At 71.0% G+C, this 26,114-nt stretch carries 20 protein-coding genes and 4 pseudogenes; 21 read left to right on the forward strand and 3 right to left on the reverse strand.

Annotated features, from left to right (window positions below; all coding sequences use genetic code 11):
- The first annotated feature begins 235 nt into the window (after window positions 1–235).
- The 13 genes and pseudogenes from thrS (at window position 236) to QUE51_RS13740 (ending at window position 14,066) form a co-directional block, all read left to right on the forward strand.
- Entirely contained in the window at window positions 236–2,167 is a 1,932-nt protein-coding gene (thrS, locus tag QUE51_RS13680; RefSeq protein ID WP_286279398.1) for a threonine--tRNA ligase, read from the forward strand.
- Complete coding sequence (locus tag QUE51_RS13685; RefSeq protein WP_286276917.1) at window positions 2,164–2,733, forward strand: HIT family protein; 570 nt, start codon at window positions 2,164–2,166, stop codon at window positions 2,731–2,733. The genes thrS and QUE51_RS13685 overlap by 4 nt, the downstream gene beginning before the upstream one ends.
- A 69-nt stretch (window positions 2,734–2,802) precedes the next feature.
- On the forward strand, window positions 2,803–3,714 hold the full coding sequence (gene pdxS / locus QUE51_RS13690; RefSeq protein WP_286276919.1) for a pyridoxal 5'-phosphate synthase lyase subunit PdxS: 912 nt from the start codon (window positions 2,803–2,805) through the stop codon (window positions 3,712–3,714).
- Window positions 3,715–3,716: 2 nt separating this feature from the next.
- Complete coding sequence (gene pdxT / locus QUE51_RS13695; protein ID WP_286276920.1) at window positions 3,717–4,301, forward strand: pyridoxal 5'-phosphate synthase glutaminase subunit PdxT; 585 nt, start codon at window positions 3,717–3,719, stop codon at window positions 4,299–4,301.
- Window positions 4,302–4,500: 199 nt separating this feature from the next.
- The gene (locus tag QUE51_RS13700; RefSeq protein WP_286279399.1) at window positions 4,501–5,163 is read left to right on the forward strand and encodes an AAA family ATPase; all 663 of its coding nucleotides are present in this window, start codon (window positions 4,501–4,503) and stop codon (window positions 5,161–5,163) included.
- A gap of 166 nt (window positions 5,164–5,329) precedes the next feature.
- Complete coding sequence (locus tag QUE51_RS13705) at window positions 5,330–6,088, forward strand: YebC/PmpR family DNA-binding transcriptional regulator (protein WP_286276921.1); 759 nt, start codon at window positions 5,330–5,332, stop codon at window positions 6,086–6,088.
- A gap of 6 nt (window positions 6,089–6,094) precedes the next feature.
- A pseudogene (gene ruvC, locus QUE51_RS13710) lies at window positions 6,095–6,651 on the forward strand (crossover junction endodeoxyribonuclease RuvC).
- A 102-nt stretch (window positions 6,652–6,753) separates the two neighbouring features.
- Window positions 6,754–7,361: pseudogene (ruvA, locus tag QUE51_RS13715) on the forward strand (Holliday junction branch migration protein RuvA).
- Window positions 7,358–8,392, forward strand: coding sequence for a Holliday junction branch migration DNA helicase RuvB (gene ruvB / locus QUE51_RS13720; RefSeq protein ID WP_286276924.1), 1,035 nt, complete (start codon window positions 7,358–7,360; stop codon window positions 8,390–8,392). The pseudogene ruvA and the gene ruvB overlap by 4 nt, the downstream one beginning before the upstream one ends.
- Before the next feature lie 102 nt (window positions 8,393–8,494).
- Window positions 8,495–8,908 carry a preprotein translocase subunit YajC gene (gene yajC, locus QUE51_RS13725; RefSeq protein ID WP_286276925.1) on the forward strand — a complete coding sequence of 138 codons (414 nt, stop codon included), beginning with the start codon at window positions 8,495–8,497 and terminating at the stop codon, window positions 8,906–8,908.
- Window positions 8,909–8,981: 73 nt separating this feature from the next.
- A pseudogene (gene secD / locus QUE51_RS13730) lies at window positions 8,982–10,732 on the forward strand (protein translocase subunit SecD).
- Window positions 10,732–11,753 (forward strand): annotated as a pseudogene (secF, locus tag QUE51_RS13735) (protein translocase subunit SecF). The pseudogenes secD and secF overlap by 1 nt, the downstream one beginning before the upstream one ends.
- 63 nt (window positions 11,754–11,816) lie before the next feature.
- The gene (locus tag QUE51_RS13740) at window positions 11,817–14,066 is read left to right on the forward strand and encodes a RelA/SpoT family protein (protein WP_286276928.1); all 2,250 of its coding nucleotides are present in this window, start codon (window positions 11,817–11,819) and stop codon (window positions 14,064–14,066) included.
- 779 nt (window positions 14,067–14,845) lie between these two features.
- On the opposite strand, the gene QUE51_RS13745 is transcribed toward QUE51_RS13740, so the two are convergent.
- The 3 genes from QUE51_RS13745 to QUE51_RS13755 all read right to left on the reverse strand — a co-directional run bounded on the left by QUE51_RS13745 (window position 14,846) and on the right by QUE51_RS13755 (window position 17,665).
- Window positions 14,846–15,223: a hypothetical protein gene (locus QUE51_RS13745; RefSeq protein ID WP_286276930.1), complete on the reverse strand. Its 378-nt coding sequence runs from the start codon at window positions 15,221–15,223 to the stop codon at window positions 14,846–14,848.
- 282 nt (window positions 15,224–15,505) lie between these two features.
- Entirely contained in the window at window positions 15,506–16,738 is a 1,233-nt protein-coding gene (locus tag QUE51_RS13750; RefSeq protein WP_286276932.1) for a DUF349 domain-containing protein, read from the reverse strand.
- 135 nt (window positions 16,739–16,873) lie between these two features.
- The gene (locus tag QUE51_RS13755) at window positions 16,874–17,665 is read right to left on the reverse strand and encodes a peptidylprolyl isomerase (RefSeq protein WP_286276934.1); all 792 of its coding nucleotides are present in this window, start codon (window positions 17,663–17,665) and stop codon (window positions 16,874–16,876) included.
- 142 nt (window positions 17,666–17,807) lie between these two features.
- Between QUE51_RS13755 and QUE51_RS13760 the strand changes: the two genes are divergently transcribed.
- The 8 genes from QUE51_RS13760 to QUE51_RS13795 all read left to right on the forward strand — a co-directional run bounded on the left by QUE51_RS13760 (window position 17,808) and on the right by QUE51_RS13795 (window position 26,114).
- Window positions 17,808–19,223 (forward strand): replication-associated recombination protein A, encoded by a 1,416-nt coding sequence (locus tag QUE51_RS13760; RefSeq protein ID WP_286279400.1) that lies wholly within the window; start codon window positions 17,808–17,810, stop codon window positions 19,221–19,223.
- Between the two features lie 193 nt (window positions 19,224–19,416).
- Window positions 19,417–20,046 carry a 30S ribosomal protein S4 gene (rpsD, locus tag QUE51_RS13765; protein WP_286276936.1) on the forward strand — a complete coding sequence of 210 codons (630 nt, stop codon included), beginning with the start codon at window positions 19,417–19,419 and terminating at the stop codon, window positions 20,044–20,046.
- A 142-nt stretch (window positions 20,047–20,188) separates the two neighbouring features.
- Window positions 20,189–20,575 carry a DUF948 domain-containing protein gene (locus tag QUE51_RS13770; RefSeq protein WP_286276938.1) on the forward strand — a complete coding sequence of 129 codons (387 nt, stop codon included), beginning with the start codon at window positions 20,189–20,191 and terminating at the stop codon, window positions 20,573–20,575.
- Window positions 20,576–20,617: 42 nt separating this feature from the next.
- The gene (locus QUE51_RS13775; protein WP_286276940.1) at window positions 20,618–20,833 is read left to right on the forward strand and encodes a hypothetical protein; all 216 of its coding nucleotides are present in this window, start codon (window positions 20,618–20,620) and stop codon (window positions 20,831–20,833) included.
- A gap of 73 nt (window positions 20,834–20,906) precedes the next feature.
- On the forward strand, window positions 20,907–23,564 hold the full coding sequence (gene alaS, locus QUE51_RS13780; RefSeq protein WP_286276941.1) for an alanine--tRNA ligase: 2,658 nt from the start codon (window positions 20,907–20,909) through the stop codon (window positions 23,562–23,564).
- 5 nt (window positions 23,565–23,569) lie between these two features.
- On the forward strand, window positions 23,570–24,022 hold the full coding sequence (ruvX, locus tag QUE51_RS13785; RefSeq protein WP_286276942.1) for a Holliday junction resolvase RuvX: 453 nt from the start codon (window positions 23,570–23,572) through the stop codon (window positions 24,020–24,022).
- Between the two features lie 110 nt (window positions 24,023–24,132).
- Window positions 24,133–25,314 (forward strand): endolytic transglycosylase MltG, encoded by a 1,182-nt coding sequence (mltG, locus tag QUE51_RS13790; protein ID WP_286276944.1) that lies wholly within the window; start codon window positions 24,133–24,135, stop codon window positions 25,312–25,314.
- On the forward strand, window positions 25,311–26,114 hold the full coding sequence (locus tag QUE51_RS13795; RefSeq protein WP_286276945.1) for a shikimate dehydrogenase: 804 nt from the start codon (window positions 25,311–25,313) through the stop codon (window positions 26,112–26,114). Before mltG ends, QUE51_RS13795 begins: the two co-directional genes overlap by 4 nt.

Here is a 26,114-nt window from a genome sequence, read left to right on the forward strand (position 1 = left end):
GCGCTGCCGCGCGGTGCTCGCTGTCGGTGGCGCCGGGCGCTCGCGCCTCCGGCGCGCTGCGCTCTCGGTGGCGCGGGGCGCATCCGCCCCCGGCGCTACAGTTGAGAAGCCCTCCAGCCCCGTCAGGAAGAACGTCGTGACCGAACCTCTCGAGCAATCCGCCGCCGTCTCCGAGAGCGCCGGGGGAGAGCCGACGACGGGATTCGAGCTGTTCCCCGACCGCAGTGTCGTCGCGATGCGCGTCGACGGCGAGCTGTGGGATCTGGCCCGCGAGGTCCCTGCCGGCTCGGAGCCGGAGGCCGTTCTGATCGACTCCGCCGACGGGCTCGCGATCCTCCGCCACTCGGCCGCGCACGTGCTCGCCCAGGCGGTGCAGAGCATCAACCCGGAGGCGAAGCTCGGCATCGGGCCGCCCGTGACGGACGGCTTCTACTACGACTTCGGCGTGGCCGAGCCCTTCACTCCGGACGACCTTAAGGCCTTCACCAAGGAGATGGAGCGGATCCAGCGCGCCGGGCAGCGCTTCCGCCGCCGGGTCGTCACCGAGGACGAGGCACGCACCCTCTTCGCGTCCGAGCCGTTCAAGCTCGAGCTGATCGGTCTCAAAGGCGCGGTCGGGGAGTCCGAGGACGGCGAGTCGGTCGAGGTCGGCGGCGCCGAGCTGACGGTCTACGAGAACGTCGACCCGAAGAGCGGCGACGTGATCTGGAAGGACCTCTGCCGAGGTCCGCACGTGCCGAGCACCCGCGTGCTCGCCAACGGCTGGGCGCTCACCCGGATCGCGGCGGCCTACTGGCGCGGGTCCGAGAAGAACCCGCAGTTGCAGCGCATCTACGGCACCGCGTGGCCGACCAAGGACGACCTCCGCGCCTACCAGGAGCGACTCGAGGAGGCCGCCAAGCGCGACCACCGCCGGCTGGGCGCCGAGCTCGACCTGTTCAGCTTCCCCGACGAGATCGGCTCCGGCCTCGCCGTGTTCCACCCCAAGGGCGGCATCATCCGCCAGGAGATGGAGCAGCACGCCCTGCGGCGGCACCGCGAGGCCGGCTACAACTACGTCTACACGCCGCACATCACCAAGGCCGACCTGTTCTGGCAGTCGAACCACCTCGTCACCTACAAGGAGGGGATGTTCCCGCCCATCCGGATGGACGAGGAGCGCGACGAGTTCGGGGAGATCACCAAGCTGGGCCAGGACTACTACCTGAAGCCCATGAACTGCCCGATGCACATCCTCATCTACAAGGAGCGCGCGAGAAGCTACCGCGAGCTGCCCCTGCGGCTGCAGGAGAACGGCACCGTCTACCGCAACGAGCTCTCCGGCGCCCTGCACGGCCTGACCCGCGTGCGCGGCTTCACCCAGGACGACGCCCACCTCTTCGTCACTCCCGAGCAGCTCGAGACCGAGGTCGCGAAGGTCCTCGAGTTCGTGATCTCGATGCTGCGCGACTTCGGGCTCACCGAGTTCGAGCTCGAGCTGAGCATGAAGGACGACGAGAAGGGCAAGTGGATCGGCTCGGAGGAGTTCTGGCAGAGCTCGACCGACGCGCTCCGCCACGTGGCCCTCGCCAGCGGGCTGAAGCTCACCGAGGTGGCAGGCGAGGCGGCGTTCTACGGTCCGAAGATCGACCTCAAGACCCGCGACGCGATCGGCCGGGTGTGGCAGCTGTCGACCGTGCAGGTCGACCCCAACCTGCCCGAGCGGTTCGAGCTCGAGTTCACCGACTCGGACGGCGCCAAGAAGCGCCCGATCATGATCCACCGCGCGCTGTTCGGCTCGATCGAGCGGTTCTTCGCGATCCTGCTCGAGCACTACGCCGGTGCCTTCCCGCTCTGGCTCTCGCCGGTCCAGGTGGTGGGCATCCCGGTCGCCGACGAGTACGCGGACTACCTCGGCGGCGTGATCGACCGGCTGCGCGGCGAGGGGGTGCGGGCCGAGCTCGACGCGAGCGACGACCGCATGCAGAAGAAGATCCGCACGCACACCAAGGCGAAGGTGCCCGTCCAGCTCATCGCGGGGGAGGAGGACCGCGCCGCCGGCGCCGTCAGCTTCCGGTTCCGCGACGGCAGTCAGCGCAACGGTGTGCCGGTCGCCGAGGCGGCCGCACTGATCCGTGCCGCGATCGCCGACCGGCGTCAGGTGCTGACGGCGGACGACCTGGGATGAGCGGGGGCCCCTACTCACCGGACGAGTTCGCCGGAGCGCCGATCGAGTCCTCCGCCGATTTCGCCGCCGTCCCGGACGCCTTCCAGCGCCTGTGGACGCCGCATCGCATGGTCTACATCGAGACCGGCGGTCAGCCGGAGGAGTGCCCCTTCTGCATCGCGCCGACCAAGAGCGACGAGGAGGCCCTCATCGTCGCCCGCGGCGAGCACGCCTACGTGCTGCTCAACCTCTTCCCGTACAACTCCGGCCACCTTCTCGTGTGCCCGTACCGGCATGTGCCGCTCTACGACGAGGCGACGGCGGAGGAGATCGACGAGATCGCCCGGCTCACCCAGACCGCGATGCGCGTCCTGCGCACCGTGGCGGGCACCGACGGCTTCAACATCGGGATGAACCAGGGGCGGATCGCCGGCGCGGGCATCGCCGCGCACCTGCACCAGCACGTCGTGCCGCGGTGGGCGACCGACGCCAACTTCTTCCCGATCATCGCCGGGACGAAGGCCCTCCCGCAACTGCTCGGCGACGTCCGTGCGAGCCTCGCCGCCGGTTGGCCCGGCGTAGACTGAGGGCTGCCCACGCCCGACTGCGGGGCATCTCGCGCGCGTGACGCGCGGCACACACGGATTGGCACGGACGTGACGGACAGCACAGCGAACACGGGTAACGACTCCTTCGGCACCAGCAGGGTCAAGCGAGGCCTCGCCGAGATGCTGAAGGGCGGGGTGATCATGGACGTGGTCACCGCCGACCAGGCGAAGATCGCCGAGGACGCCGGGGCCGTCGCCGTGATGGCGCTCGAGCGCGTCCCCGCCGACATCCGCGCTCAGGGCGGCGTCGCCCGCATGAGCGATCCCGACCTCATCGAGCAGATCATCGAGTCCGTCTCCATCCCGGTCATGGCGAAGGCCCGCATCGGCCACTTCGTCGAGGCCCAGGTGCTGCAGGCGCTCAAGGTCGACTACATCGACGAGTCCGAGGTGCTCTCGCCCGCCGACTACGTGAACCACATCGACAAGTGGGACTTCACCGTCCCCTTCGTCTGCGGCGCGACGAACCTCGGCGAGGCCCTCCGCCGCATCACCGAGGGCGCGGCGATGATCCGCTCCAAGGGCGAGGCCGGCACGGGCGACGTGTCCGAGGCGACCAAGCACATCCGCACCATCAAGGGCGAGATCGCGGCCCTCGGTGCGAAGAGCGCCGACGAGCTGTACGTCGCGGCCAAGGAGCTGCAGGCGCCGTACGACCTGGTCGTCGAGGTCGCCCGCAGCGGCCGTCTCCCCGTCGTGCTCTTCACCGCGGGCGGGGTCGCCACCCCGGCCGACGCGGCACTCATGATGCAGCTCGGCGCGGACGGCGTCTTCGTCGGCTCGGGCATCTTCAAGTCGGGCGAGCCCGCCAAGCGCGCGGCCGCCATCGTCCGCGCCACGACGTTCTACGACGACCCGGCCGCCATCGCGGACGCGTCGCGCGGGCTCGGCGAGGCGATGGTCGGCATCAACGTGGCCGACGTGCCCGCGCCGCACCGCCTCGCGACGCGCGGCTGGTAGGCGTGGCGGCGCCTTCCGTCGGCGTCCTCGCCCTGCAGGGCGATTTCCGGGAGCACCTCGCGGTCCTGCGCGGACTCGGCGCCGACGCGCGCCCGGTCCGCCGGCCGGAGGAGCTCGCCGGCGTCGACGGACTCGTGATCCCGGGCGGAGAGTCCACCGTCATGGACAAGCTGTCGCGCGCCTTCGGCATGGCGGAGCCGATCAAGGCGGCGATCGCGGACGGCATGCCCGTGTACGGGACGTGCGCGGGGCTGATCATGCTCGCCGACACCGTCCGGGACCGGATCGAGGGCCAGGAGAGCTTCGGGGGACTGGACGTCGTCGTCCGCCGCAATGCGTTCGGCACCCAGCTGGACTCGTTCGAGACCGACCTCGACATCCCGGAGCTCGGCGATGCGCCGCTGCACGCGGTCTTCATCCGCGCCCCGATCGTCGAGGAGCTCGGCGCGAAGGCGCACTCGCTCGCGGAGCTGGAGGACGGCAGGGTCGTGGCGGTGGAGCAGGGCAACCTGCTGGGCACCTCCTTCCACCCCGAGGTGACGGGCGACACCCGCTTCCACGAGTACTTCCTCACCAAGCTGCGCTGACCCAGCCGTCCGCCTCCCGGGTGCACTGACCAAATCAAGGAGATTAGGGCCTCGACGGCCTCGGATCCGCATGAGCTGGTCGAGGAGGGGCAGGATCTCCTTGATTTGGTCAGTATCCGAGGGTGGGCACTAGCCTGACCGCGTGCTCACGCCCGTTGCGCTGCCGCTTCGGCGGGTCGAGGAGCACGCGCTCGCACCGATGGCGCGTGCAGCCTGGCCGGCGACCGTTCCCGCGGTCCGCCGCCTCCTCGACGAAGGGCTCGACCTCGGTCCCGTGACCGTGCTCGTGGGGGAGAACGGCTCCGGGAAGTCCACGATCGTCGAAGCCATCGCGATGGCGTTCGGGCTGTCAGGGGAGGGTGGCTCGTCATCAGCGGTGTACGCCACGCGGCCCTCGGAATCGCCGCTGCACGACTCGCTGCAGCTGGTCAGGGGAGCGGGCGGGGCGCGTCGCGGGTTCTTCCTGCGAGCTGAGACGATGCACGGGCTGTACACCTACCTCGACACCGTGTGGGGGAACTCGGGGCTGCACGACCTCTCTCACGGCGAGTCTTTTCTGGAACTGGTGCGCACCCGCTTCCGGGATCGCGGACTGTGGGTGCTGGACGAGCCCGAAGCCGCCCTCTCGTTCTCCGGGACTCTGGCCCTCCTGGTCGCGCTCAACGAGCTGGTCGCTGAGGGCGGATCCCAGGTGATCCTGTCCACTCACTCGCCGATCCTCGCCGCCATGGACGGCGCGACAATCCTCGAGCTGGGGGAGTGGGGCATCCGGGAAAGCACCTGGGAGGACCTGGAGCTCGTGCGGAGCTGGCGGTCGTTCCTGGCGGCGCCCGAGCGCTTCCTCCGCCACCTCCGCCCCTGAGCTGACCGAATCAAGGAGATTGGAGCGGCGAAGGCTCGGGATGCCCCTTACCGGGGACGCGAGGGGCAGGATCTCCTTGATTCGGTCAGCGGGAACCGCCGCGGCGGGATCCCGATCCGCGTGAATTAGACTGGGTGCCGCAATTCGCACCCGGAAGAGGATCAGCATGTCAGGGCATTCCAAGTGGGCGACCACCAAGCACCAGAAGGCGATCAAGGACAGCCGCCGCGCCAAGTCCTTCGCCAAGCTGATCAAGAACATCGAGGTCGCCGCCAAGATGGGCGGCGCGGATCTCTCGGGCAACCCCACGCTCGTCGATGCGGTGCAGAAGGCCAAGAAGACCTCGGTCCCCAACGACAACATCGACCGCGCCATCAAGCGCGGAGCCGGGCTCACCGGTGAGTCGATCGACTACCAGACGATCATGTACGAGGGCTACGCCCAGGGCGGCGTCGCACTTCTCATCGAGTGCCTCACGGACAACCGCAACCGCGCGGCCGCCGAGGTGCGCACCGCGATGACGCGCAACGGCGGCACCATGGCCGACCCGGGCAGCGTCGCCTACAACTTCAGCCGGAAGGGCGTCATCACCGTCTCGAAGACGGACGGCCTCACCGAGGACGACATCCTGGGTGCCGTGCTGGAGGCGGGCGTCGAGGACGTCAACGACCACGGCGAGACCTTCGAGATCGTGACCGAGCCGAGCGACCTCGTCGCCGCCCGCACTGCACTGCAGGAAGCCGGCATCGACTACGACTCGGCCGACGCCGAGTTCGTCCCCGGCGTGCAGGTCGCGGTCGACGCCGAGACGGCGCGGAAGATCTTCAAGCTCATCGACGCGCTGGAGGACTCGGACGACGTCCAGAACGTCTTCGCGAACCTCGACGTCCCGGCCGAGGTCATGGCCGAGCTCGAGAACGACTGACGCCCCGTGCGGGTGCTCGGCGTCGACCCCGGCCTGACCCGCTGCGGTGTCGGCGTCGTCGACGTCACGCGTGACCGGCGCGCGACCCTCGTGCACGTGAGCGTCATCCGGACGCCCATCGACATGCGGCTCGAGGAGCGCATCCTCGCCATCGGGCGCGGGATCGCGGAGCTGTTGGACGAGCACCGCCCGACCGCGGTCGCGCTCGAGCGGGTGTTCGCGCAGCACAACGTCCGCACCGTCATGGGCACGGCGCAGGCGAGCGGCGTCGCCATGCACGTCGCCGCGGAGCGGGGCTCGCGGTGGGGCTGCACACGCCGTCCGAGGTGAAGGCCGCGGTGACCGGGTACGGTTCGGCGGAGAAGAAGCAGGTGGCCACCATGGTCGCCAAGATCCTGGGGCTCGACGCACCGCCGACTCCCGCGGACGCGTCGGATGCGCTGGCCCTCGCGATCTGCCACGCCTGGCGCACGCCGGCGGCCGCCGCGACGCCTGGCGCGGCCGGTCTCACTCCGGCTCAGCGCGCGTGGGCCGAGGCCGAGAAGAGCTCCCGCCGGCCCTGACACTTCATTGCCGCCCGGCGGGATGCGGGACGAGTCGAACACTTCTTCGACTCTCCGTGTCGCCTCCTCGAGCTGGTCGGACGTCGCGCCTAGCCTGTGGCCATGATCTCCTCGCTGCGCGGTACCGTGCTCGCCGCGTCCGGAGCGTCGGTCGTCGTCGAGGTCGGCGGCATCGGCTATTCGGTCGCTGTCACGCCCCAGCACGCCCTCAGCCTCCGCATCGGCGACACGACGCTCCTGCACACGGCCCTGGTGGTCCGGGAGGACGACCTGTCCCTGTTCGGCTTCGCCGACCAGGAGGCGCTGCACGTCTTCGACCTGTTGCGCGGCGTCACGGGCGTCGGTCCCAAGTCGGCGCTCGGCGTGCTCGCCGCGATGTCGCCGGATCAGGTCGCGATGGCCGTGGTCGCCGAGGACGACGCCGCGTTCCGCAAGGTGTCCGGCATCGGTCCGAAGACGGCCAAGCTCATCATCGTCTCCCTGGCCGGGAAGCTCCTCGCCCCCGGGCCGTCGCGCCCGCGATCGCCCCGCGCACGGTGGGCGGCGACGTCGTGGTCGCCCTCGTGGGACTCGGCTGGCCCGAGCGGACCGCGCAGCAGACCGTGGAGGAGGTGCTGCGCGACGCCGCCGACGAGCGCAACACCCAGGCACTCCTCCGCGCCGCGCTCAGCCTGCTCGGCCCCCGCCAGCTGAGCGGGTCCGCCTCGTGAGCGACGGATCCATCCGGCCGGACGCCGAGTCGGAGGCGGAGCTCGCCTTCGAGGGCGCGCTCCGGCCCAAGTCGCTCGCCGAGTTCGTCGGGCAGCGCAAGGTGCGCGGTCAGCTCCAGCTCCTGCTGCAGGCGGCGAGCATGCAGAACCGCACGCCCGACCACATCCTGCTCGCCGGGCCTCCCGGGCTCGGCAAGACCACGCTCGCGATGATCGTCGCCCACGAGAGCGGGCGGCCGCTGCGCATGACCAGCGGTCCCGCCATCCAGCACGCCGGCGACCTGGCGGCGGTGCTCTCGGCGCTCGTGCCGGGCGAGATCCTCTTCGTCGACGAGATCCACCGCATGGCGCGCAGCGCGGAGGAGATGCTGTACCTCGCGATGGAGGACTTCCGCATCGACATCATGGTCGGCAAGGGAGCCGGTGCGACGTCGATTCCGCTCGACCTCGCGCCGTTCACGCTGGTCGGTGCGACGACACGGGCCGGCCTCCTCCCGAACCCGCTGCGCGACCGATTCGGCTTCACGGCGCACCTCGAGTTCTACGAGACCGCCGAGCTCGAGCAGGTCCTCGACCGGGCCGCGGCCCTCCTCGACCTCGAGGTCGACTCCTCCGCCCTGTCGATGATCGCGGGACGCAGCCGCGGCACACCGCGCATCGCGAACCGCCTCCTCCGGCGCGTCCGGGACTACGCCCTCGTGCACCGGACCTCCGCGGGGCTGGAGGCGGTGGACGCCGCCCTGGAGCTCTACGACGTGGACGGCCTCGGCCTCGACCGCCTCGACCGGGCCGTGATGCAGTGCATCCTCACGCGGTTCGACGGGGGACCGGTCGGCCTCAACACGCTCGCCGTCTCGGTGGGCGAGGAAGCGGAGACCATCGAGTCGGTCGTCGAGCCGTTCCTCGTCCGCACCGGACTGCTCACCCGCACCCCGCGAGGCCGGGTGGCGACGCCGTCGGGGTGGGAGCACTTCGGCCTGGCGCGCCGCGAAGCCTCGGTTCCGGCGGCCCTGTTCGGCGACCGGCTATAGTTCACATGGCGTCGCGCCCCTGTTGCCGCGCCTTGCGCTGACACCGCGCTCCCAGTCCGCGTCACTACACTGACCCGGATTTCTCTCCTGGAAGGCCCACTCGTGGATCCCATCACCATCGTCATGCTCGCAGTCCTCGCGCTGCTCATCTTCTTCATGTTCCGCAACAGCCGGAAGCGCCAGCGGGACCTCGCAGCCATGGCGGACCGCACGCAGCCTGGCGCGAAGGTCATGACCAACTTCGGCCTCTTCGGCACGATCGTCGCGATCGACCAGGAGGAGAACCAGGTGCAGCTCGAGACCGGGCCCGGCACCATCCTCACCGTGCACCGCCAGACCATCGCGAAGATCATCGAGCCGAACGAGGTCGTCACCGACGACGACGCGGAGGCCGTCGAGGCCGGCGAGGTCGATCCCGGCGACGGGACTCCCACCAGCCCGCACTACGGCGAGCGGGTGCTCGGCGAGGCCGACACGACGTCCGCCGCGCGCGCTCCCAAGAAGCTCGACGAGTAACCTGTACCGTCGCTCGAACGCCGTGAGAGCGGCGGCGATCCTCCCTGCCCTACGAGAAAGCTGAGTCCTGCCCTTGGCGAAGTCTCCGAGCCCGGTCCGCAAGGCCTGGCGCTCCCTCGCCGTCCTCGGCGGCATCCTCGTCGTCCTGGTCGGCCTCAACGTGCTCGGCGCCGTCTTCTCGGGCGCCGGCTGGGTGCCGAAGCTCGCCCTCGACCTCGAGGGCGGCACGCAGATCATCCTCGAGCCGGTCGTCGAAGGCGGCCAGCAGGTCTCCCAGGAGCAGCTCGACCAGGCGGTCGGCATCATCCGACAGCGCATCGACGCGGCGGGGGTGTCCGAGTCGGAGATCAACACGCAGGGCGGCCAGAACGTCGTCGTGTCGATCCCGGGTCAGCCGGACGAGCAGACGCTGCAGCGGATCGAGGCCTCCGCGAAGCTCGAGTTCCGCCCGGTCCTCCTGACCGGCGCTCCGGCGACGGACTCCGTCGGCGGCGACGCGGGCTCGACCCCGACCCCGGCGCCGACGCCCACCCCGACTGAGGCGCCCACTCCCGCGCCCAGCCCGACCAACGCGAGCGACCTGGCCCAGGTGACGCCGGAGCTGCAGTCGGCCTACGACTCCTTCGACTGCGGCTCCATCGACACCAGCACGCCGGCGCCGACGGACGAGCCGCTCATCACCTGCAGCACCGACGGCACGCAGAAGTACCTCCTGGGCCCGGTCGAGGTGAGCGGCGAGGACGTCGCCAACGCGACGAGCGGCGTCGTCCAGACCCAGACCGGCGGCAGCACCGGTGTGTGGGCCGTCAACCTCTCGTTCACCGGCAAGGGCGCGGACGAGTTCGGCAAGGTCACGGCCCGTCTCACCGGCCTGACCGCCCCGCAGAACCAGTTCGGCATCGTCCTCGACAAGCAGGTCATCTCCGCGCCGGTCGCCCAGGCGGTCATCACCGACGGCAACGCGCAGATCACCGGCTCGTTCACGCAGGAGACCGCGAAGTCGCTCGCCGACCAGCTGAAGTACGGCGCGCTGCCCATCAGCTTCAAGGTCCAGAGCTCCGACGTGATCTCGGCGACGCTCGGCTCCGAGCAACTGCGCAGCGGCCTCATCGCCGGACTCATCGGCCTGATCCTCGTGATCGGCTACTCGCTGGTGCAGTACCGCACCCTCGGGCTCGTCACGGTCGCGTCGCTCGTCGTCGCCGCCGCGCTCACCTACCTCCTCGTGACCTTCCTGTCCTGGCGTGAGGGCTACCGCCTCTCCTGGCCGGAGTCGCGGGCCTCATCGTGGCCATCGGCATCACCGCGGACTCGTTCATCGTGTACTTCGAGCGCATCCGCGACGAGCTGCGCGACGGCCGCGGCCTCACGGGGGCCGTCGAGGCGGGCTGGAAGCGCGCGTGGCGCACGGTGCTCGCATCGGACACGGTCAACTTCATGGCTGCGGCCGTGCTCTTCGCCGTCGCGGTCGGCAACGTGAAGGGCTTCGCCCTGACGCTCGGCCTCACGACGCTCATCGACGTCGCCGTCGTGGCCCTGTTCACGCACCCGATGCTCCAGCTGCTCGGCCGCCTGCCGTTCTTCGCCGAGGGTCACCGGTTCTCCGGTCTCGACCCCAAGGCGCTCGGCGCCGTGTACCGCGGCCGCGCGTCCTTCCGGACGCCCGTCGCCGTCACCGGCCGGGTCGCCGCCAGCCAGGGTGAGGCGGCCCGCCGCCAGACGATCGCCGAGCGCAAGGCCGCCGAGGCGGCCGCCGCCGCGCCGACGCGCTCGGGCGCCGTCCCGGCCGGCTCCGCATCCACCGAGAAGGGCAGGCGCTCCTGATGGCGAGCTTCTCGCAGTTCGGCAACGACCTCTACACCGGCAAGCGCTCGATCGACTTCATCGGGCGCCGCCGCATCTGGTTCCTGGTCTCCGCGATCGCGGTGCTGCTCGCCCTCACGGTGCCCTTCCTCCGCGGGGGCTTCACGTTCGGCATCGAGTTCACCGGCGGCTCCGAGTTCCGGATCACCGACGTGGCAGGCAGCGACCAGACGAAGGCGGAGGACGCCGTCACGAGCGTCGTCCCGGACATCGCGCCGCGCGTCTCGACGGTCGGTTCCGACGGCCTGCGGGTGCAGACCGACCAGCTCACGGACACGCAGAGCACCGAGGTCCGCGCGGCCCTCGCGGACGCCTACGGCCTCCCGCTCGAGGACGTCACCGAGTCCTTCATCGGCCCGTCGTGGGGCGCCGACATCACCGGCCAGGCCCTCCGGGGTCTGCTGATCTTCCTCGGCCTCGCCGCGATCGCCATGGCGCTCTACTTCCGCACCTGGAAGATGGCGGCGGCGGCCCTCATCGCGCTGCTGCACGACCTCGTGATCACGGCCGGCGTCTACGGCATCGTGGGCTTCGAGGTCACGCCGGCTGCCGTCATCGGCTTCCTCACCATCCTCGGCTACTCGCTCTACGACACCGTCGTGGTGTTCGACAAGATCCGCGAGAACACGACCGGGGAGAGGGCACGTCCGGGCGGACCTTCGGCGAGGCCGTCAACCTGGCGGTCAACCAGACCCTGGTGCGCTCCATCAACACGTCGGTGGTCGCGATCCTGCCGGTCGCGGCGATCCTCTTCATCGGAGCGTTCCTGCTCGGCGCCGGCACCCTGCGCGACATCGCGCTGGCCCTGTTCATCGGCATCCTCGTCGGCACCTACTCGACGATCTTCGTCGCGGCGCCGCTGTACTCGCTGCTGCGCGAGCGGGAGCCGGAGATCCAGAAGCAGAGCAAGCGCACGCTCGAGCTGCGCGCGAAGGGTCTCGCGTCGGTCGAGGAGCCCGCCGGTTCCGTGACCGCCCGCTAGCCCGCCGGGCGTCCGGGAACACGGAGGCCCGGTGCTAGCGTTATTCCCTTCGGAGGTGAGCGCATGACCGAGACGACCTCGGCGAACACCACCTCCCTGCGCAGGCTGGTGCCGCGCATCTTCTCTCGGGCCCAGCCCACCGGCGCGCTCGACACCCTGCTGCGCACCGTGCGCATGCAGCATCCCAAGGCGGACCTCGCGATCGTCGAGCGGGCGTACGCCGCCGCGGAGCGCGCTCACGAGGGCCAGAAGCGCGACAGCGGTGAGCCGTACATCACGCATCCGCTCGCGGTGGCGCAGATCCTCGCGGACCTGGGGATGGGCCCGAAGACGATCGTGGCGGGGCTCCTGCACGACACCGTCGAGGACACCGAGTACACGGTCGACCGGGTGCGCGCCGACTTCGGCGACGAGGTCGCGATGCTCGTCGACGGCGTCACGAAGCTCGACAAGCTCAAGTACGGCGACAGCGCCCAGGCGGAGACGGTCCGCAAGATGGTCGTCGCGATGTCGAAGGACATCCGTGTGCTCGTCATCAAGCTCGCCGACCGCCTGCACAACGCCCGCACCTGGGGCTTCGTCTCCACCGAGCGCGCCTCGCGGAAGGCGAAGGAGACCCTCGAGATCTACGCTCCGCTCGCGCATCGCCTGGGCATCCAGGCGATCAAGCTCGAGCTCGAGGACCTGTCCTTCGCGGTGCTCTACCCGAAGCTTTACGCGGAGATCGAGAGCCTGGTCCGCAGCCGCACGCCGCAGCGTGAGGGCTTCGTCCAGGAGGTCATCGACGCCGTCCAGGAGGATCTGCGCGCCGCGAAGATCCGCGGCAAGGTCATCGGCCGGCCGAAGCAGTACTACTCGATCTACCAGAAGATGGTGGTCCGCGGCCGCGAGTTCGACGAGATCTACGACCTCGTGGGCATCCGCGTGCTCGTCGACTCGCTGCGGGACTGCTACGCGGTGCTCGGCGCCATCCATGCGCGGTGGACGCCGGTTCCGGGACGCTTCAAGGACTACATCGCGACCCCCAAGTTCAACCTGTACCAGTCGCTGCACACGACCGTGCTGGGCCCCAACGGCCGGCCGATCGAGATCCAGATCCGCACGCACGAGATGCACCAGCGGGCGGAGTTCGGTGTCGCGGCGCACTGGAAGTACAAGGAGCGGATGAACGGCGGCCGCAGCTCCACCTCGGCCGACGACACCGACATGGTGTGGCTCGCCCACATCTCCGACTGGCAGGCGGAGACCGCCGACCCGGGCGAGTTCCTCGACTCCCTGCGCTTCGAGATCGGCGCCAAGGAGGTCTACGTCTTCACGCCGAAGGGCAAGGTGATCGGCCTGCCCTCGGGCGCCACCCCGGTCGACTTCGCCTACGCGGTGCACACGGACGTCGGCCACCGCACCATGGGCGCGAAGGTGAACGGCCGCCTGGTGCCGCTCGACAGCGAGCTCACGAGCGGAGACGTGGTCGAGGTGTTCACCTCGAAGAACCCGGACTCCGGACCCAGCCAGGACTGGCTCGGCTTCGTCAAGAGCCCGCGGGCGCGCAACAAGATCCGCCAGTGGTTCACCAAGGAGCGCCGGGACGAGGCGATCGAGCAGGGCAAAGACGCGATCAGCCGCGCCATGCGGAAGCAGAACCTGCCGCTGCAGCGCCTGATGAACCAGGACATCCTCGTCGAGGTCGCGTCCCAGATGCGCTACGACGACGTCTCCACCCTCTACGCGGCGCTCGGCGAGGGGCACGTCTCCACGCAGTCCGTCATCGAGAAGCTGCTCACCCTCATCCAGGGTGCTCAGGAGACCGAGGAAGAGGAGGAGATCGCGTTCCCGACGCGGCGCTCCAGCCGGTCTCGTGGCACCGACTCCGGCGTCCTCGTCCGCGGTGCGCCGGACATCCTCGTCAAGCTCGCGAAGTGCTGCACCCCGGTCCCGGGCGACACGATCGTGGGCTTCATCACGCGCGGCTCCGGGGTCTCGGTGCACCGCACCGACTGCAACAACGTCAGCTCGCTGACGCGGCAGCCGGAGCGCATCGTCGAGGTCGAGTGGGCGCCGTCGTCGAAGAGCGTCTTCCTGGTGCAGATCCAGGTGGAGGCGCTCGACCGGTCGGGGCTGCTCTCCGATGTGACGCGGGTGCTGTCCGAGCACCACGTCAACATCCTCTCCGCGACCGTGTCGACCTCGAGCGACCGCCTCGCGATCAGCCGCTTCGTCTTCGAGATGGGCGACACGACGCACCTGGACCGCGTCCTCAACGCGGTCCGCCGCATCGACGCCGTCTACGACGTCTACCGCGTCTCCGCCGGCTGACGCGCGCCCGCCGGGCGCGCCGAGCGCGGTGCGTGCCGCCGAGCGCGGTGCGTGGGGACGGCGCGGTCACCGAGCGCGGTGCGTGAGGACGGCGCGGTCACCGAGCGCGGTGTGTATCGACGAACGCGGTGCGTAGACGGGCCGCGCTCGTCGTCACGCCCCGCGCTCGGCGGTCCGCCCCGCGCTCGGCAACGGGTGGCGGCGACCCGTGCGACGGGAGGAGCAGACGACGGGGAACGCCGAGCGCACCCCGCCGCACCGAGCGCGCCGTCCTCTCATCGAGCGCGCCCCGAAACACCGAACGCACCCCGTATACGAGGCGCGCTCGGTGTTTCGGGGTGCGCTCGGCGAAGCATCAGCGCGCTCGGTGCTTCAGGGTGCGCTCGACGTGAACTGAGGCGGAAAGCGCAGCCCGAGCTGGAAGGCGAGGGCCTGCACTGAAGCGGCCACCTCCATCTTCTTAAGCTCCGACGGCAACACCAGCGGGCTGAACCCTCGGTGCGGAGATTTCGAGACGCGACCTTCGGCCGCTTCTCAATCAGCGGTCAGGGGGCGCTCGGCGTCTTGAGCATCATGGACGGCGGGATTTCGAGACGCCGCCTTCGGCGGCTCCTCAATCAGCGGTACGGGGGAGACCGCTCGACGGGTGGTTGAGCACGAGGCACCGCGGATTTCGAGACGCAGCCTTCGGCGGCTCCTCAATCAGCGGTACGGGGGAGAGCGCTCGGGGCGTCAAACATCAGCCACCGCGGATTTCGCTACGCGACCCTCGGCGCTCCTCAATCCCCGGTACTGGGTGAACTCTTCGCGGCGGTAGCGCCCTCCGCCACCACCTCTTGGAGCCGACGTATCGCGCGGACCCGGTGCACCGTGTACCGGGAATCCTCCAGCGACGCCCGCACCGCATCGGCGCCCGCGAGCCGCACCAGTCGCGCCGTCGCCTCCCGCTCGGCCGTGCCCCATTCGGCGCCGCGCAGGAGGTCGACGGCGGTGCGCAGCGTGGACGTGAGCCGCACGCCCGCGAGCGACTGGACGTCGTCGGGCCGGAGGCGCAGCTCCCGGATGTCGAGGCCGTCCGTCCCGGCCGCGCCCCTGTCGTCGACCGTGGCGCAGCACTGCAGGGGAGGGGCGCGGCGTCGGCGGCGCCGAGCAGCCACGCTGCCGTGAGCCGGTCGGCGATCAGCCGGTCCTTGAGCTGGAGCGCGACCGCCGCGGCTCGGGCCTCGGGCGTCTCCGGCAGGTCGCTCGGTCGCCAGCTCCCGGCCACAACGTACAGGGCCCCGTCCAGTCGCAGCGCGTGCAGCTCGGACGCGGGGAGGTCGGTCGGCGTCAGCAGGTCCGGGAGTCGCATCGGGACAGGGTGCCCGATGCAGTCCGCCGCTTTCCGCCGATCACGGCGCCTGTGCAGAACGCCCCGCGAGCTGCGCGGTGCGGGAGGGTCAGCTGCCGAGTGCGTCCAGCCAGATGCGGCGGGCGGCGAGGGCGTCCTCCGCCTCCTTGATCTTCCGCGCGTCCCCGGCCTTCCTCGCCGCGGCGAGCTCGGCCTCGAGCTTCTCGATGGCGGAGGTCAGCTGGGCGGCGAGACCCTCGGAGCGCGCCTTCGTCTCCGGGTTGTTGCGCTTCCAGTGCTCGTCCTCGAGCGCCTTCACGGCGTTCTCGATGCGGCGCAGCCGGTCGTTGAGGGGCTTCACGTCGTCGCGCGGGACCTTGCCGAGAGCGTCCCAGCGGCGCTGGATCTCGGTGAGGCGGGTGCGCGCGGCGCGCGCGTCGGAGGCGGTGAGCAGAGGCTCGGCCTCGTCGAGGAGCGCCCGCTTGGCGATGAGGTTCGCGCCGAACTCCTCGTTGTCGCGTGCGTCGACCTCGGCCTTCGCGGCGTACAGCACGTCGCCGGCGGCCTTGAAGCGTGCCCACAGAGTGTCGTCCTGCTTCTTGCCGGCGCGGCCCGCCGCCTTCCACTCCTCCAGGAGGTCGCGGTAGACGGGGATTCCCGCGGAGCCCTGCGGCGCGAGCGCCTCGGCGCGCTCGACGAGGCCCAGCTTGTGCTTGCGGACGTCGCGCTGCGCGGCGTCGAGCTCCGCGAAGAACGCGCGGCGGTGGTGCTCGACGGTGCTCCGGGCGGCGCGGAAGCGCTTCCAAAGGTCGTCGGCGACGTCCTTCGGGAGTCGGGGGCCCTCCTGCTGCTGCTTCTGCCAGCGGGCGAAGAGGTCCTCGAGGCGGGCGGTCGCCTGCTTCCACTGCGTGCTCGCGGGGTCTCCGGCGGCGATGCCCTCCGCCTCGGTGACGAGCGCCTCGCGTTCGGCGATGGCGCTCTGCAACTGCTCCTTCGCCTCGGCGGACTGCTTCTCGGTCAGCTGTGCGACGTTGCCGCTCAGCTGACCCAGCCGGTCGAGCAGACCCTGGAGGTCGCCGACCGCGTTCGCGGTGCCGATCGCGGCCTGGAGCTTGCGGACGGCCTTCGCGACATCCGCAGCGGGCGCGCCGTTGCGCGAGCGCTGCTCGAGGATGGCCACCTGGCCGGCGAGGTCGGCGTACTTGCGGCCGTAGTAGGCCAGCGCCTCCTCGGGCGTGGCGCCCGGGTACTGGCCGACGAGACGCTCGTCCTCGCCCTGACGGACGTAGACGTTGCCGTCTTCGTCGACTCGGCCCCAGAGGGCAGGATCGGTGGTGGTCACGCGGGTCACCTCGAGGTGTGGTTCGTTGCACGCCGAAGGCCGGTCGGGCGCTGGCCCAGCCTATTGCACCCCGGTGCGGGCCTTCGGCCAGTTATCAGACTGAGACCAGCGGGTTCGTCGACCGGCGGCCCGGCGTCACTGCACGGAGACCGAGGTGATCGTGGTCGCGGTGGCAGGGGCCCCGTCGCTGCTGCCGTCCGCCGTGCCCGCGTCGGTGACCGCCGCAGCGAGCTGGTCGAGCCCGCTCGTGACCTTCCCGATCACCGAGTAGCCGCCTGCGGCATCGGCCGGGATGGTCGTGTCCTCGTAGACGACGAAGAACTGGCTCCCGTTGCTGTAGGGGTTGCCGCCCTGCCGCGCGAGGGCGATCGTGCCGGCCGGGTAGACGTTGTCGGCGGGCGCGTTCTCGATGGGGCCGAAGGAGTACCCGACGTCGCCGCTGCCGTCGGCATTGGGCGCGCCGCACTGCAGCACGAAGAACCCGCCGTTGGTGAGGCGGTGGCAGCTCTTGCCGGGATAGAAGCCGCTCTGGGTGAGGCTGACGAAGGAGGCGACGCCCTGCGGCGCCGCGGCGCCGTCGAGGGTGATGCCGAGCGGAACGTCGTTGAGGGTCAGGGTGCCAGTCCAGGCGCGGCCCTCGGCCAGAGCCGGGTCGGGGACATCGCCGGTGTTCTGGCCGGTCGCCTCGGGTGTCGAGCTCGCGCTCGGGGTGGGAGAGGGCGACGGAGCAGGGACGCCGGGACCGGCCGTGAAGTAGAGGAGCTGTGCGCCCACGGCGAGCGCGACGACGACGGCCGCCGCGATGCCGGCGACAAGGTTGTCGCGTCGGCGCCGCCGGATCCGCTCGTCGTGCAGGGTCTGCCGCGCGGTGTATTCGCGGAGGTGCTGCCGCGCCTGCCGCTCCTCGGGCGTCCCCTTGCGTGCCATGCGCGTCGATTCCTTCCCCGCCGATGATGCCGAACCAGCATAGGGGCGGCGCTCCGAGCACCCCGTCGGCGGCGCCGCCTGGTCTGAGGGCGTGACCAGCCAGCCCGGCCTGCGCACCGGCTCGACTCCGCTCGCCGTGCGCATGCGACCTCGGAGCCTCGACGAGGTGGCCGGCCAGCGGCACCTGCTCCGCCGCGGATCGCCTCTCGTGGCGCTCGCGAGCGACCGCACCGGCGAGCGCGGCGGCACCTCCGTCATTCTCTGGGGGCCGCCGGGCACCGGGAAGACGACGCTGGCCCAGGCGATCGCGCACAGCTCCGGGCGGCGGTTCGTGGAGCTCTCGGCCGTGACGGCCGGCGTGAAGGACGTGCGGCAGGTCATGGAGGAGGCGCTCTCCACGAGGGACCTGTACGGCACCTCGACCGTCCTGTTCCTCGACGAGATCCACCGCTTCACGAAGGCCCAGCAGGACGCGCTGCTCCCGGGGGTCGAGAACGGCTGGGTCATCCTCATCGCCGCGACCACGGAGAACCCGTCGTTCTCGGTGATCGCGCCCCTGCTGTCCCGCTCGCTGCTGCTCACGCTCGAGACGCTGTCCGACGAGGACCTCGGCATCCTCGTGGACCGAGCCCTGGTGGACGAGCGGGGGCTCGCCGACCGCGTCGTGCTCGACCCGGACGCCCGTGCCGCGATCATCCGACTCGCGTCGGGCGACGCGCGCCGGGCGCTGACGGCCTTGGAAGCATCCGCGGTCTCCGCGGTTGCGGCCCAGGCGGCCGAGCGCGAGGGCGGCGCGGAGCCCGACAGTGACGAGGACGAGGAGGCGGCGAGCAACGGCCTTCTCGACGACAACGAGGACCAGGACGAGGACGACGAGGCGGACGGAGGCGACTCGTCGGCCGCAGCCGCTCCCGCGGAGAAGCCCGTCATCACGGCCGACATCGTGGCGCGCGCCGTCGACCGTGCACTGCTCCGCTACGACCGCCAGGGCGACGAGCACTACGACGTCATCAGCGCGTTCATCAAGTCGGTGCGGGGCTCGGACGTCGACGCCGCCATGCACTACCTCGCCCGGATGATCGAGGCGGGGGAGGACCCGCGCTTCATCGCCCGGCGGATCATCGTGTCCGCGTCGGAGGACATCGGGATGGCTGATCCGCAGGCGCTCACCATCGCCGTCGCGGCGGCCGACGCAGTCCAGTTCCTCGGCATGCCCGAGGGGCGCATCCCGCTCGCCCAGGCGGTCGCCTATCTCGCCACGGCGCCGAAGTCGAACGCCTCCTACCTGGCCCTCGACCGCGCCATCGCCGACGTCCGCGCCGGAAAGATCGGCCGCGTTCCGAAGCACATGCGGGACGCGCACTACGCCGGCGCCAAGCGGCTCGGGCACGGCAAGGGGTACAAGTACTCGCACGACTGGGAGCACGGCGTCGCACCCCAGCAGTACCTCCCCGACGAGCTCGTGGGCACCGAGTACTACGAGCCGAAGGGCAACGGCTTCGAGCGCGACATCGCGGCGCGGCTCGAGCGGCTGCGCAAGATCCTCCGCGGACAGTGACGCCGTCGCCCTCCGGCGCGCGAGGTGCTAAAGTATCCGACGGCCTTGATCGGTCCGAAGCGAGCGGCTGCGCGACGGACTGGAGAAGGAACCGTCGCCTGTAGCCGGCCGGTTCCGCGGCGACACACCTCTTCCTCGTACCGGACGCGTTCGCGCGCCGGGATCTCTCTTCGAATCCGTCCGAAAGGCATCCGTGTCCACCAAGTCACGCACCCGCAGCAAGACGCGCCTCTCCCGCGCGCTCGGCATCGCCCTCACGCCGAAGGCGGCCCGCTACCTCGAGAAGCGGCCCTATGCGCCGGGCGAGCACGGCCGCACCAAGCGCAAGACCGACTCCGACTACGCCGTCCGCCTGCGCGAGAAGCAGCGCCTGAGGGCTCAGTACGGCATCCGCGAGGCGCAGCTGCGCATCGTCTTCAACGAGGCCCGCCGCACCGCCGGCCTGACCGGTGAGAACCTGGTCGAGCTCCTCGAGCTGCGCCTGGACGCACTCGTCCTCCGTGCCGGCTTCGCCCGCACCACGGCTCAGGCTCGCCAGATGGTCGTGCACCGCCACATCCTGGTCGACGGCCAGATCGTGGACCGTCCCTCCTTCCGCGTGAAGCCGGGCCAGCTCATCCACGTCAAGGCGCGCAGCGAGGGCACCGAGCCCTTCCAGGTGGCCGCGGCCGGCGGTCACGCCGACGTGCTGCCCAAGGTCCCGCCGTACCTCGACGTCGAGCTCGACAAGCTCCAGGCCCGCCTCATCCGCCGCCCGAAGCGCGCCGAGGTCCCCGTGACCGCCGAGGTCCAGCTGGTCGTGGAGTACTACGCCGCTCGCTAAGCGGCGTGCATAGGCTCAGCGCCGCTCGCTAAGCGGCGTGCATAGGCTCAGCGCCGCTCGCTGAGCCGTCGCAAGGCAATACGCTGTGAGGCGGACCACTCTCGGGTGGTCCGCCTCATGCGTTCTCGGGAAGGAATGGACCATGGACGGTGGCGACATCGCCGGACTCATCGCGGCGGTCGTGTTCGCGATCCTGGTCGCCCTCCTCGCGATCCCGCTGGTGAAGCTCGGCAGGGTGCTCGACCAGACCACCGTGTCGATCCGCGAGGCGACGGACGGCATCACGCCGATCCTCACCGAGACGACGACCACGATCCGCGAGGCGAACAAGCAGCTCGCCCGCGTCGACACGATCACGGGGAACGTCGCCGACGTCTCGGGCAACGTGTCCGCGCTCGTGTCGCTCTTCGCCGCATCGGTCGGCGGCCCGCTCATCAAGCTCGCCGGCTTCAGCGCCGCCGTCCGGGCCGGGATCGCCGGGCTCCGGGGCGCAGACCGGGCCGCGAAGCGGCCGAAGCGCGCGAAGTAAGCTGATCCCTCCCCGCCGTCCGCCCCTTCCGAGAGGAACACGATGAAGAACGCAGTGTGGCTCGTGATCGGCGTCGTGGTGGGACTCGCAGTGGCTCGCCGCCTCGGCAGGACCTCGCAGAGCTCGGAGCTCGGCGGAACCCTCGACGCCCGTGCCCGCGAGTTCGGCAAGACCGTCGCCGACAGCTACCGAGCACGCCAGGCGGAGCTCCGTGCCGCTCTCGCGCGGGGCGACGACGCCATCAACGACCGGCGCTAGCGCCCTCTCCTCCCTTCCGCATTCCGCCGTCGCCGGCTCCCGCGGCGGCATCCGAACAGATCCCCAAGGTGTCATGCAGACTGCCGAAATCCGCCGGCGCTGGCTCGAGTTCTTCGGCGGGCGCGGGCACACCGTGGTCCCGTCCGCGTCGCTCGTCAGCGATGACCCGACGCTCCTCTTCACCGTCGCGGGCATGGTCCCGTTCATCCCGTACCTGACCGGCCTGGTGCCCGCGCCGTACCCGCGAGCCACGAGCGTGCAGAAGTGCATCCGCACGCTCGACATCGAGGAGGTCGGCAAGACCACCCGGCACGGCACGTTCTTCCAGATGAACGGCAACTTCTCCTTCGGCGACTACTTCAAGGAGGGGGCCATCGGCTTCGCCTGGGAGCTGCTCACCTCCCCGGAGTCAGCCGGAGGGCTCGGGTTCGACGAGAAGGATCTGTGGGTCACCGTCTACCACGACGACGACGAGGCGGCGCAGATCTGGCGCAAGACGGCCGGCATCCCGGAGAGCCGGATCCAGCGGCGCGGCAAGGCCGACAACTTCTGGCACACCGGCCAACCCGGCCCCGGCGGCCCCTGCTCGGAGATCTACTTCGACCGTGGTCCCGCGTACGGTGCCGAGGGCGGCCCGGAGGCGGACGAGAACCGCTTCATCGAGATCTGGAACCTCGTCTTCATGCAGTACCTGCTGAGCGACGTGCGGGGCAAGACCGACTTCGACATCGCGGGCGATCTGCCGCGCCGCAACATCGACACCGGCATGGGCCTCGAGCGCGTCGCGTTCCTCAAGCAGGGCGTCGACAACCTGTACGAGATCGACCAGGTTCGTCCCGTCCTCGACCGGGCGTCCGAGCTGTCCGGCCGCCGCTACGGCGCGGATCACGGCGACGACGTGCGAATGCGCGTCGTCGCGGACCACGTCCGCTCCGCGCTCATGCTCATGGCGGACGGCGTCGTGCCGGCCAACGAGGGCCGCGGCTACATCCTGCGCCGCCTGCTGCGCCGCACGGTGCGCTCGATGCGGCTGCTGGGCGTCGAGGATCCCACCCTGCCCGAGCTGTTCCCGGCGTCCCGCGACGCCATGCACACGGCCTACCCCGAGGTGTTCACCGACTTCGACCGGATCTCCCGGTCCGCGTACGGCGAGGAGGAGGCGTTCCTCCGAACGCTGGCGGGCGGCACGAGCATCCTCGATCTCGCGGTCGGCGACACCCGCGAGCAGGGCAGCAGCCAGCTCCGCGGCGACACCGCCTTCCTCCTGCACGACACCTACGGCTTCCCGATCGACCTCACCATGGAGATGGCGTCCGAGGCAGGGCTGTCCGTCGACCGCGGCGCCTTCGACCGGCTGATGGCCGAGCAGCGCGCCCGCGCGAAGGCGGATGCGAAGTCGAAGAAGCAGGCGATCGCCGACCTCTCCGCGTACAGCCCCTTCCGTGCGGCGGGGGAGACCACGTTCCTCGGCTACGACTACCTCCAGGCGGAAGCCACGGTGCTCGGCATCCTCACCGACGGCGTCTCCGTCGACCGGGCGTCCGCGGGGCAGACCGTCGAGGTGATCCTCACCGAGACGTCGCTCTACCCGGAGTCCGGCGGCCAGGAGGCCGACGCCGGCACGATCGTCGGACCCGGCTTCGAGCTCGAGGTTCTCGACGTCCAGCGCCCCGTGAAGGGCCTCATCTCGCACCGGGCGCTCGTGCGCTCGGGTGAGGTGGGCGTGGGGGATGCGGCGACCACGGTCGTGGACCCGGTGTGGCGCAAGGGCGCGACGCAGGCGCACTCCGCGACGCACCTCGTGCACGCCGCGCTGCGCCAGGTGCTCGGCCCGAACGCGCACCAGTCCGGCTCGTACAACAAGGCCGGCTACCTGCGCCTCGACTTCACCTGGAGCCGCGCGCTCTCGCCCGAGACGCGGAGCGAGATCGAGGAGGTCGCCAACTCGGCGATCCAGCAGGACTACGACGTCGTCACGCGCGTCCTCCCGATCGACGAGGCGAAGGCCCTCGGCGCGATGGCCCTCTTCGGCGAGAAGTACGGCGACACCGTCCGCATGGTCGACATCGGCGGGCCGTGGTCGCGCGAGCTCTGCGGTGGCACCCATGTCGCCTCGAGCGCGGAGATCGGCCTCATCAACCTCATCAGCGAGTCCTCCGTCGGCTCCACCAACCGCCGCGTCGAGTCGCTGGTCGGGCCGGAGGCGTTCCGCGAGTTCGCGACCGAGCGCGCCATCGTCGCGCAGCTGACGAGCGAGCTGAAGGCCCCGAAGGACCAGGTCGCGCAGCGCGTGGCCGATCTGATGGCGAGTCTCAAGTCGGCGGAGCGGCGGATCGCGGAGTTCGAGCAGCAGGCGCTCTCGTCCCGGGTTCCCGCGCTCCTCGCGGCCGCCCGGCCGGTGGGCGCCGTCACGGCGGTGCTCGAGTCCGTCGGCGCGGTCCGCTCGGCCGACGACCTCCGCTCGCTGGCCACCACCGTCCGCGAGCGGCTGGGCGGCTCGGCCGGCGTCGTGGCCCTGGCGGGCGACGTGGGCGGCAAGCCCGCGGTGATCGTCGCGACCACCCCTGCCGCCCGCCAGGCCGGCGTCAAGGCGGGCCCTCTCGCGAAGACCGCCGCGGGCGTGCTCGGCGGCGGCGGAGGCGGAAAGGACGACATCGCTCAGGGCGGCGGGTCGAGCCTGGATGCGGTGCCCGCGGCCCTGGAGGCCATCGCGGCGCAGCTTCCGGGGTGAGTCCGATGCGTTCCGGCGTGCGGCTCGGCGTCGACGTCGGCCGCGCGCGCGTGGGGCTCGCCGCGAGCGACCCGTCCGGGGCCCTCGCGTTCCCGGTCGAGACGCTCGCGCGCCGCGACGATGTGGTGGCCCGCATCGCGGCCGAGGCCGCCGAGCGGTCGGTCCTCGAGATCGTGGTCGGGCTGCCGCTGTCGATGTCCGGCGGCGACACGGCGTCGACCGCGGACGCTCGGGAGGTCGCGGCCGCCCTCGCCGGCGCGACCGACGTGCCCGTTCGGCTCGTGGACGAGCGGCTGAGCACGGTCAGCGCGCAGTCGGCGCTGCACGCATCGGGGCGGAACACGCGCTCGTCGCGCTCCGTGGTGGATCAGGTGGCCGCCGTTATCATTCTGCAACATGCACTCGACTCGGAGCGTGCGGGCGGGATGCCGCCCGGCGTGATCGTCGAGCAGAGCTGAAAGGCCTCCGTGTCCCAGATTCCTCCCCCGGACCGCGATCCGGCACCTCCGCCCCGACCTGGGACGAGCTGCTCGGCTCCGACGGTGCCGCGGAGCGCGAGGAGGCCGACGTGTCACCGACCCGACGTGAGTTGCGCGAGCGCGAGGCCGCCCACATCGCCGGCCGCGTCCGCTCCCGCGGGGGAGCGACCGCGAGCTACGGCTTCCCGGAGACGGCTCCGCCGCCCCGCCGCCGGCGGTGGCTCGCCTGGATCATCGCGCCCCTGGTGCTGGTCCTCGTCCTCGGCGGAGGAGCGTTCACGGCCGCGTCGCTGCTGTTTCCGCAGCAGCTGCACACCCTGATCTTCGGGGCGGAGAAGAACGACTACGAGGGCTCGGGCAGCGGCGACGCCATCCTCGTCATCCACGAGGGCGACATCGGCCAGGACGTGGCCAAGAATCTCGTCGCCGCCGGGGTGACCAAGACCTTCGACTCCTTCTACGGCCTCCTGCTCGCCACCGAGCCCGCGCCCGTCTTCCAGCCCGGCGCGTACCAGCTGAAGCAGCACATGAGCGCTCGCGCGGCGCTCGACCGCCTCCTCGACCCGGCCAGCAAGCTCGAGAACCAGGTCGCCATCCCCGAGGGCGAGACGATGTCGAGCGTCCTCCAGCTCGTCTCGGATGGCACGCAGATCCCCGTCGCGGACCTGCAGGCCGCGGCCGCCGACGTCGCGTCCTTCGGTCTGCCCGCCGAGGCGACGAGCCTCGAGGGCTTCCTGTTCCCCGCGACCTACCAGTTCGATCCCGGCGTGACGGCCCACGACGCTCTCAAGGTGCTCGTCGACCGGTCGTTCCAGGCTCTCGACGCGGCCGGCGTCGCGCCGCAGGACCGGTGGCGGACGGTCGTCCTCGCCTCGCTCGTCCAGAAGGAGGCGGGACTCCGCGACGACTACTACAAGGTGTCGCGCGTGTTCCTCAACCGGCTCGACCAGGGGATGCTCCTGCAGTCGGACGCGACCGTGGCCTACGGGACCGGGAACACCCACCGGGTGGCCACCACGGACGCCGAGCGCGCCGACGGCAACAACCCGTACAACACCTACGTGCACCCGGGGCTGCCGGTCGGGCCGATCTCGAATCCCGGCGATCTCGCGATCGACGCCGCGCTGCACCCCGCCGACGGACCGTGGCTGTTCTTCGTGACGGTCAACCTCGAGACGGGGGAGACCGTGTTCTCGGAGAACGAGGAGCAGCACGAGGCGGCCGTCCAGCAGTGGCTGGCCTGGATGGACGACCACCCCGAGTACCAGTGACCCGGCTCGCCGTCCTGGGATCGCCGATCGGGCACTCGCGATCCCCGCAGCTGCACGCCGCCGCCTATCGGGAGCTCGGGCTCGACTGGGAGTACGGGCGGAGCGAGGTGCGCTCCGGCGACCTCGCGGCCTTCATCGGCGGGCTCGATCCGTCCTGGCGGGGCCTCTCGCTGACGATGCCGCTCAAGCGGGAGGTGCTGCCGCTCCTCGACGAGCGGGACGAGCTGACGGAGCTCACCGGCGCGGCCAACACGGTGCTGCTCGCCGGCGGCACCCGCACGGGCTTCAACACCGACGTCGGCGGCATCGAGGCGGCCTTCGCCGAGCGAGGGGTTCCGCCGCTGTCCACCGCACTCGTGCTCGGCGGAGGCGCGACCGCCGCGTCGGTGCTCGTCGCCCTTGCCCGGCTCGGCGTGACGAGCGTCACCGTCGCGGTCCGCGACCCGGGACGCGCGGAACCCCTGGTAGAGCTGGCGGCAGCAGTCGGCGTGCAGCTCGCCGTCGCCGCGTTCGGTGCGGAGCTGCCGGCGACCGACCTCCTGGCCAGCACCCTCCCGGGAGACGCGCCGCCGCCGCCGCTCCCGGCTCCCGGCAGGGCGGCGCTCCTCGACGTCGCCTACGACCCCTGGCCGAGCCGGCTCGCGGACGGCTGGGCGGGCCCCGTCGTGAACGGCCTCGACATGCTGCTGCACCAGGCGCTGCTGCAGGTCCGCGTCTTCGTGAACGGGGATCCGGGCCGCGTCCTCGACGGCGAGGCGGGCGTCCTCCGGGCCATGCGGGCCGCTGTGGGAGGATTCTGA

Source organism: Naasia aerilata, assembly GCF_030296595.1.
Taxonomy (GTDB): domain Bacteria; phylum Actinomycetota; class Actinomycetes; order Actinomycetales; family Microbacteriaceae; genus Naasia; species Naasia aerilata.

Coding starts and splice junctions, on each gene's coding strand:
- thrS (WP_286279398.1), top strand. CDS start 236: ATGCGCGTCGACGGCGAGCTGTGGGATCTGGCCCGCGAGGTCCCTGCC.
- QUE51_RS13685 (WP_286276917.1), top strand. CDS start 2,164: ATGAGCGGGGGCCCCTACTCACCGGACGAGTTCGCCGGAGCGCCGATC.
- QUE51_RS13700 (WP_286279399.1), top strand. CDS start 4,501: ATGGCGCGTGCAGCCTGGCCGGCGACCGTTCCCGCGGTCCGCCGCCTC.
- QUE51_RS13705 (WP_286276921.1), top strand. CDS start 5,330: ATGTCAGGGCATTCCAAGTGGGCGACCACCAAGCACCAGAAGGCGATC.
- QUE51_RS13740 (WP_286276928.1), top strand. CDS start 11,817: ATGACCGAGACGACCTCGGCGAACACCACCTCCCTGCGCAGGCTGGTG.
- QUE51_RS13755 (WP_286276934.1), bottom strand. CDS start 17,665: ATGGCACGCAAGGGGACGCCCGAGGAGCGGCAGGCGCGGCAGCACCTC.
- QUE51_RS13760 (WP_286279400.1), top strand. CDS start 17,808: ATGCGACCTCGGAGCCTCGACGAGGTGGCCGGCCAGCGGCACCTGCTC.
- QUE51_RS13770 (WP_286276938.1), top strand. CDS start 20,189: ATGGACGGTGGCGACATCGCCGGACTCATCGCGGCGGTCGTGTTCGCG.
- QUE51_RS13775 (WP_286276940.1), top strand. CDS start 20,618: ATGAAGAACGCAGTGTGGCTCGTGATCGGCGTCGTGGTGGGACTCGCA.
- alaS (WP_286276941.1), top strand. CDS start 20,907: ATGCAGACTGCCGAAATCCGCCGGCGCTGGCTCGAGTTCTTCGGCGGG.
- ruvX (WP_286276942.1), top strand. CDS start 23,570: ATGCGTTCCGGCGTGCGGCTCGGCGTCGACGTCGGCCGCGCGCGCGTG.